This is a genomic window from Caballeronia udeis (genome assembly GCF_044909315.1).
In the GTDB taxonomy this organism is placed as follows: Bacteria; Pseudomonadota; Gammaproteobacteria; order Burkholderiales; family Burkholderiaceae; genus Caballeronia; species Caballeronia udeis_A.
In genome coordinates this window covers 21,915-28,032 of sequence record NZ_JBIYEB010000057.1, presented here as the reverse complement: position 1 = coordinate 28,032, position 6,118 = coordinate 21,915, and the positions used below count along the sequence as shown (strand labels likewise).

Sequence of the window (6,118 nt, the reverse complement as noted above, 5' to 3'; positions counted from 1 at the left end):
ACATGTTGTACAAGGCAAGCGCCGTGGAAGCCTGCGTGCCGTTGAGGAGCGCGAGACCTTCCTTAGCCTGCAGCGTCAGCGGTTCGAGACCGGCAACGCGCAGCCCGTCCAGCGCACTCGCGCGCTCGCCGCGGATGGTGACTTCGCCGATTCCGAGCAGCGCCGTCGACATATGCGCCAGCGGCGCCAGATCGCCCGATGCCCCCACCGACCCCTTGACCGGGATAACGGGCAATACATCCGCGTTGAACAGCGTGATCAGCGCGTTGATGACCTCGCGACGGATGCCCGAATGCCCGCGCCCGAGGCTCGACACCTTCAACGCGATCAGTAAACGCACGACCGGTCTCGACATGGGTTCACCCACGCCCACCGCGTGCGACAGCACCAGGTTGCGCTGCAACAGTTCCAGCTGATCGGCGGGAATATGGGTGCTCGCCAGCCGGCCGAAACCCGTGTTGATGCCGTAGGCCGGCTCGCCCTTGGCGGCGATGTCGGCAACAGTTTGCGCGGAGGCGTCGATGGCAGCGAAGCTGGCCGGATCGAGTGTCAGCGCGTCCGAGCCGCGGGCGATCTGGCGCAGGTGCGCCAGCGTGAGGTGGCCGGGGGTCAATTTGATCATCGCAAGTCCTGTCTATACAAGTTGCGGCCCAGTCTAAACAAACAAATGCCCCAAAACAAGGCCTGAAAACACCTAATTCGCATTTTCAGGGACTGATCCGGCGGTTTTCCCGATCAGTTGTCTATACAGCGCGCAATCGTTTCTCCATCCGGAAGTTAGTCAGCCGCTGGCCCCGCAGCGCCACCACTTGCGAGCGGATGGCCTGAAAACCGCGCGTTTCGAAAAACGGACGCGCGGTGATGCTTGCGTCGGTGTGGAGGGCCGCCAGCCGTTGCGCACGCGCCGCGTTTTCGACCGTATCAAGCAGTGTGCTCGCCACGCCCCTGCGCAGACAGGCCGGATCGACGAACAACATGTCGATGTGCCCGTTGCTTTCGAGGTCGGTGAACCCCGTAATGACATCGTCGATCAACGCGACCCAGGTGGGCCGGTCAAGCCGGCGGCGCGCCCAGACATCCGGGTCCGCTTGCGCCCATGCCGCGATCTGCCCTGCATCGTAGTCACGCGAGGCCACGTCGCGCACCGAGCGCAGGAACACACTCAAAACCGCGTCCAGATCGGCGGCTTCATAACGCCGGATGACAGGTTGCATCGATGAATACACGCGTTCTCAGCGCGCAAACGAAACCGTCGCGATGCCCAGGATGGTCATCACGACCGACGCCGTCACGTGAATCGCGATTTCGCCCGCGGCCCAGCCGTAGCGCCCTTGCTGCAGATGCGCGACGACTTCAGCCGAGAACGTCGAGAAGGTGGACAGGCCGCCCATCAAGCCGGTGATGACGAAGAGCCGCCATTCCATCGATACCCCGGGGAAACGCGCGAACCACGCGACCGCCACGCCGATTACATAGCCTGCGATGACGTTCGCCGCCAGCGTCCCGAGCGGGAGATTGGGGAACAACGTGTTCAGGCGCAGGCCGAGCACCCATCGAAACAGGGAACCAAGCGCGCCGCCAATACCTACAGCCAGGATCGACAGGTACATAAGTGAAGGAAAGATCAGGGAGAGGAGAACGCAAGGCGCTCGATGAGGTCGTCACGGCCGGCGGCGATAATTGTCTCGCCGGAGACCGAAAGCCGCGCGATCCAGGTGCCGTCGCGCCGCTGTTCCCACTCGCCGCATTCATGGCCGTCCAGCAGCAAGGAGCCGCGTTTGACCAGTTGGGGGTCGGTGGGATCGAGGACGATGTCGTCGTTGTGTTCCAGCTTGACGGTTCGCATGGGCGTTGCGCTCGCGCGCGGGGATACACAAAGGCGTAATCATAATGGAGCGCAGCAGGAACCCCATACAGAATGCGAGAAAGCTTGAAAGTGTCAAGGCGCCTTTCATGCACAATACGGGTCGCACTTCGTTCGCCTTTTTATGTTCCACACAGCCCGCATGAATCTAGACACACTCCTGGACAGCTTGCAGCAACACTACCCCACCCAGCATTGGGCGCAGTTCGCGCTCGGCGTGCTCACGCTCGTGCTGTCGGCGCTGTTCGCGCAGTGGGTCGTCGCGCGCATCGTGCTGTATCTGGCGCACCGCCTGCTCGTGCTGACCGGACGCGAAGCGTGGGACAAGGCGCTCGCCCGGCATCGCGCGTATCACCAGCTCTGGTACGCCGTGCCGTTCGCGGCAGTGGCGATCGGCGTGGGCGAGGTGCCGCACATTGGTCACGTGGCGGACGTGATCGAGCGGCTTGCGCACGCCGGCGCATGGGTCTGCGTCTTCTTCGCCATGGGCGGCGCGCTCAGCGCATGGCAAGACGTGTACGCGGCAAGCATGGAAGCACAGACACGCTCCATCAAGGGCTACATCCAGATCGGCAAGCTCGCGCTCGCGCTGATATGCGGCGTGCTGGTGTTGTCGATCGTGATCGATCGCTCGCCGCTCTGGATGCTGTCGGGCCTCGGCGCGTTGTCCGCGGTGCTGCTGCTCGTGTTCAAGGACACGCTGTTGTCGCTGGTGGCAAGCACACAGCTCACATCGAACGACATGCTGCGCATAGGCGACTGGATCGAGATGCCGCAATCCAATGCCGATGGTTTCGTGAAGGACATCGCACTGCATACCGTGAAGGTGCAGAACTGGGACAACACGGTGACCACCGTGCCCACGTACAAGCTCTTTTCGGAGAGTTATAGAAACTACCGGCAGATGTTTGAATCGGGCGGGCGGCGGATCAAGCGCACGCTGCGAATAGATGCCACCTGCGTGCGTTTTCTGACCGATGAAGAAACCGCGCACCTCAAACAATTCCGCTTGCTGCACGACTATCTGGAAGAGAAGCAACTCGAAGTCGACCAGGCGAACAAGAACCTCGGCGAGCTTGCGAGCGAGCCCGCCAACCGGCGGCGGCTGACGAATATCGGCACCTTCCGCGCGTATGGGCTCGCGTATCTGCAGCGGCATCCGGAGATCAGGCAGGACATGTCGATGATGGTGCGCATGATGGAACCGCAGTCGGAAGGCATTCCCGTCGAGGTGTATTGTTTCACCGCCGTCACTGCATGGACACAATACGAACGCATCCAGGGCGATGTGTTCGACCATCTGCTGTCGATCCTGCCGGAGATGGGCCTGCGGTTATATCAGGCGCCGTCGGGCACGGACATGAACGGACTGGTCAGCGGACTGATGATTGGAGCGGGCGCAGGCAGTACAGGAAACAGAAGCGCCATTGGCGGCACGGACAGCGGCCGTTTGCGCGGCGAGTTGCCCACGGTCTAACTGGAGAAGCAGGCAAGAATCAGCGATTTTTATGTATTCACGCGATGCTTCCCAATGCCTAAAGTGTGAACCTTGCCGGCATTCCTTCTGCATCACCTGAAGGTGCTCGCCGGTCATCGCATTTATCGCTTCTACAGGAAAACTCCCGTGACCGATCGCGTTCATGCTATGCGTGTTTTCATCCGTGTCGTCGATACCAACAGTTTCTCGCGCGCCGCCGAATCCCTCGGCATGCCGCGTGCAAGCGTGTCGACGACCATTCAACAACTCGAGGCGCTGCTCGGCGTGCAACTGCTCGCGCGCACCACGCGGCGTCTCAATCTCACGGCCGAAGGGGCCGAGTGCTACGAACGCTGCGTGCGTATTCTCGCGGATATCGACGATCTGGAAGCGGGCTTTGTCGGCCGCGAAGAGCGTCTGCGCGGCCGTCTGCGCATCGAGATGCCCGACACGGTCGCCACCGCGCTGGTCGTACCCGCGCTGCCTGATTTCCACGCGCGTTATCCGCATATCGAGTTGTCGATCGGCATCTGCAACCGCACCGTCGATCTGGTTGGCGAAGGCGTGGATTGCAGCGTGCAGCTTGGCGAATTGCCGGATTCCGGGCTGATTGCACGGCGGCTCGGCAGCTTTGAGCACGTGACGTGCGCCACGCCCGCCTATCTGGAAGCGCACGGCACGCCGAAGACGCTCGACGAACTCGCGCAGCACATCGCGGTGAACTGCGTGTCGGCCCGTACCGGCCGGCCGTGTGATTTCGACTTCGAAGTGGATGGCGAAGCGGTGACCGTGAAAATGGCGGGTTTTGTTCAGGTCACCGACGAACACGCGTATCTCGCGTGCGGCCTGCAAGGGCTCGGGCTGATTCAGCCGCCGCGCATTGCCGCGTTGCCCTACCTGCGTTCCGGGCAATTGCGCGAGGTGCTCCCGCAATGGAAGTCGATGCCGATGAATGTGTCGGTGGCCTTCGTCAAGAGCCGGCAAGCCGCGCCGAGGGTCAGCGCGTTCGTGGACTGGCTGGCGGAGTTGTTCGAGCGCTCGCAGGAAATGGACGATACACTCACGCGCCTGTTCCGGACGGCCCGCCGCCCGGTTGCCGCTCCGGCGAAGGCCGCGGCGCCCGCACCTGCGGTCCGCGACGAGGACGCGCACGAAGAAACCGCCAGCGAGTCATGACTCCGCATGACTTCCACCCGGGCGCTCACGCCGGCCTGACGGGGTGAGCCGCGCCCTCGCCGACCACCGTATTCCACTTGCGCACCTCCCAGCGCGTCACCAGCCCCTCGGCCACATACGGATCGGCCCGCGCGAATGCCTCCGGCACCGCGGGCGAATCCGCCTCGAACAGTAGCATCGCCCGGTCGACGGGCTCCTCCAGCGCCCCGCCCAGCAACAATTCCCCACGCTCAGCCGATGCCCAAGCCACCGTCAGATGGCGGTCACGGAACGCCGCCCGGCGTTCGAGATAATCGGCGCTCAATTCATAGATCAATAGAAAGTGCATGAGGTCGTCTCCTGTTACAGGTAATACTGCGCGCGTTGCAATCGAACGATCGTGCCGTAGACAAAACACTCAGTAAGAACCGGTATTACGCCAAAACTGTATGCCGGAGGCCGTGTGTGCGATCATTGCGACACTTTCGACTTTGACCTTGCCTCAAGTTGGCGAATTGTCCGTGACGCCCAAGATTCCAGCGGCGTCGAATGCTCGCCGCAACGTGCCTGTTCCGCGGCTTTTTCGCCTCCGGGTTCCCCGGCTGAAGGGTTAATCACTCTCGCCGAGCTTGGGTTTTCGCCGTTACTCCTCTTCAACATCCGGCCGTACGCCGATCGTTGAAGTTTAAATTCACCCGGCGCTCGTCATACGCATTTCGCCGCCTGTTCAAGGGGCAAGTTTGAATAACATCGGTTTCGCGCTCGTCGTGATGCTGCTCCGCGCGCTCGCTCAGCTGCCCTACGGGCTGGTAGCGCGGTTGGGCAGCGGCCTTGGCGCGCTGCTTTATTGCATTCCGAGCCGTCGAAAACATATTGTGCAAGTGAATCTGCAATTGTGCTTTCCCGGCAAGACCGCCGCTGAATATGAATTGCTCGGACGTTCGCATTTTCGCCACGTCGTGCGCAGTTATGTGGAGCGCGGCGTGCAGTGGTTCGGTTCGGCCCGCGCTATTGAAAAACTCGTGCAGCTTGAAAGCCGTATCGATCTCGACGACGAAAACTCACCGCCCACCATTTTCATGGGTTTCCACTTTGTGGCCATTGAAGTGGGCTGCATGCTGTACTCCATGAAGCTGCCCATCACCGCGCTTTATACGCCGATGTCCAGCAAACGGCTCAATACGCTCGCGGTCGAACAACGCGGCCGTTTCGGCGCCGACATGGTCATGCGCGCCGACAGCGCCCGCCGCATCCTGAAGCTGCTGCGCAAGGGCGGTTCGGTGATGCTGGCCGCCGACATGGACCACGGCATTGAAAATTCGGTATTCGTGCCATTTTTCGGCGTGCCGGCCTGCACGCTCACGTCGGTGTCCCGGCTTGCGCGCCTTGGAGGCGCACGCGTGGTGCCGTTCGTTACCGAAGTGCTGCCCGACTACAAGGGCTACAAGATGACGATCTTCGAGCCGCTCGCCGACTTTCCCTCGGAAAGCGATGAAACCGACGCCCGCCGGATGAACGAATTCCTGGAATCGCAAATAGTGCGCTTTCCGGAACAATACTACTGGGTGCATCGCCGCTTCAAACACCGGCCGGAAGGCGTAGCCGGCGTGTATTGAACCTGC

The 6,118-nt window shown here is 61.8% G+C and carries 8 protein-coding genes; 3 read left to right on the top strand and 5 right to left on the bottom strand.

From position 1 onward, the window contains the following. From ABH944_RS43160 to ABH944_RS43145, 4 genes are all read right to left on the bottom strand, one after another. Window positions 1–622, bottom strand: a 622-nt coding sequence (locus tag ABH944_RS43160) for an aromatic amino acid lyase (RefSeq protein ID WP_404615315.1), incomplete at its 3' end; no start/stop codon positions are given. A gap of 121 nt (window positions 623–743) precedes the next feature. Then, window positions 744–1,214: a GNAT family N-acetyltransferase gene (locus ABH944_RS43155; RefSeq protein ID WP_404615313.1), complete on the bottom strand. Its 471-nt coding sequence runs from the start codon at window positions 1,212–1,214 to the stop codon at window positions 744–746. 18 nt (window positions 1,215–1,232) lie between these two features. Next, window positions 1,233–1,610 carry a fluoride efflux transporter CrcB gene (gene crcB, locus ABH944_RS43150; RefSeq protein ID WP_404615311.1) on the bottom strand — a complete coding sequence of 126 codons (378 nt, stop codon included), beginning with the start codon at window positions 1,608–1,610 and terminating at the stop codon, window positions 1,233–1,235. 14 nt (window positions 1,611–1,624) lie between these two features. Next, on the bottom strand, window positions 1,625–1,846 hold the full coding sequence (locus ABH944_RS43145; RefSeq protein WP_404615309.1) for a hypothetical protein: 222 nt from the start codon (window positions 1,844–1,846) through the stop codon (window positions 1,625–1,627). 160 nt (window positions 1,847–2,006) lie between these two features. Here ABH944_RS43145 and ABH944_RS43140 point away from each other — a divergent pair, with 160 nt between their 5' ends. Next, window positions 2,007–3,341 (top strand): mechanosensitive ion channel family protein, encoded by a 1,335-nt coding sequence (locus ABH944_RS43140; protein ID WP_404615307.1) that lies wholly within the window; start codon window positions 2,007–2,009, stop codon window positions 3,339–3,341. Window positions 3,342–3,488: 147 nt separating this feature from the next. Then, the gene (locus tag ABH944_RS43135) at window positions 3,489–4,517 is read left to right on the top strand and encodes a LysR family transcriptional regulator (protein WP_404615305.1); all 1,029 of its coding nucleotides are present in this window, start codon (window positions 3,489–3,491) and stop codon (window positions 4,515–4,517) included. Between the two features lie 25 nt (window positions 4,518–4,542). Here the strand turns inward: ABH944_RS43135 and ABH944_RS43130 are convergent, their stop codons facing one another. Beyond that, window positions 4,543–4,845, bottom strand: coding sequence for a YciI-like protein (locus ABH944_RS43130; RefSeq protein ID WP_404615303.1), 303 nt, complete (start codon window positions 4,843–4,845; stop codon window positions 4,543–4,545). Between the two features lie 391 nt (window positions 4,846–5,236). Between ABH944_RS43130 and ABH944_RS43125 the strand changes: the two genes are divergently transcribed. Then, entirely contained in the window at window positions 5,237–6,112 is an 876-nt protein-coding gene (locus ABH944_RS43125; RefSeq protein WP_404615301.1) for a lipid A biosynthesis lauroyl acyltransferase, read from the top strand. The last annotated feature ends 6 nt before the right edge of the window (window positions 6,113–6,118 follow it).

Bases quoted from the DNA above. Each gene is read 5' to 3' on its own strand.
- ABH944_RS43155 (WP_404615313.1), bottom strand. From the start codon at position 1,214: ATGCAACCTGTCATCCGGCGTTATGAAGCCGCCGATCTGGACGCGGTT.
- crcB (WP_404615311.1), bottom strand. From the start codon at position 1,610: ATGTACCTGTCGATCCTGGCTGTAGGTATTGGCGGCGCGCTTGGTTCC.
- ABH944_RS43145 (WP_404615309.1), bottom strand. From the start codon at position 1,846: ATGCGAACCGTCAAGCTGGAACACAACGACGACATCGTCCTCGATCCC.
- ABH944_RS43140 (WP_404615307.1), top strand. From the start codon at position 2,007: ATGAATCTAGACACACTCCTGGACAGCTTGCAGCAACACTACCCCACC.
- ABH944_RS43130 (WP_404615303.1), bottom strand. From the start codon at position 4,845: ATGCACTTTCTATTGATCTATGAATTGAGCGCCGATTATCTCGAACGC.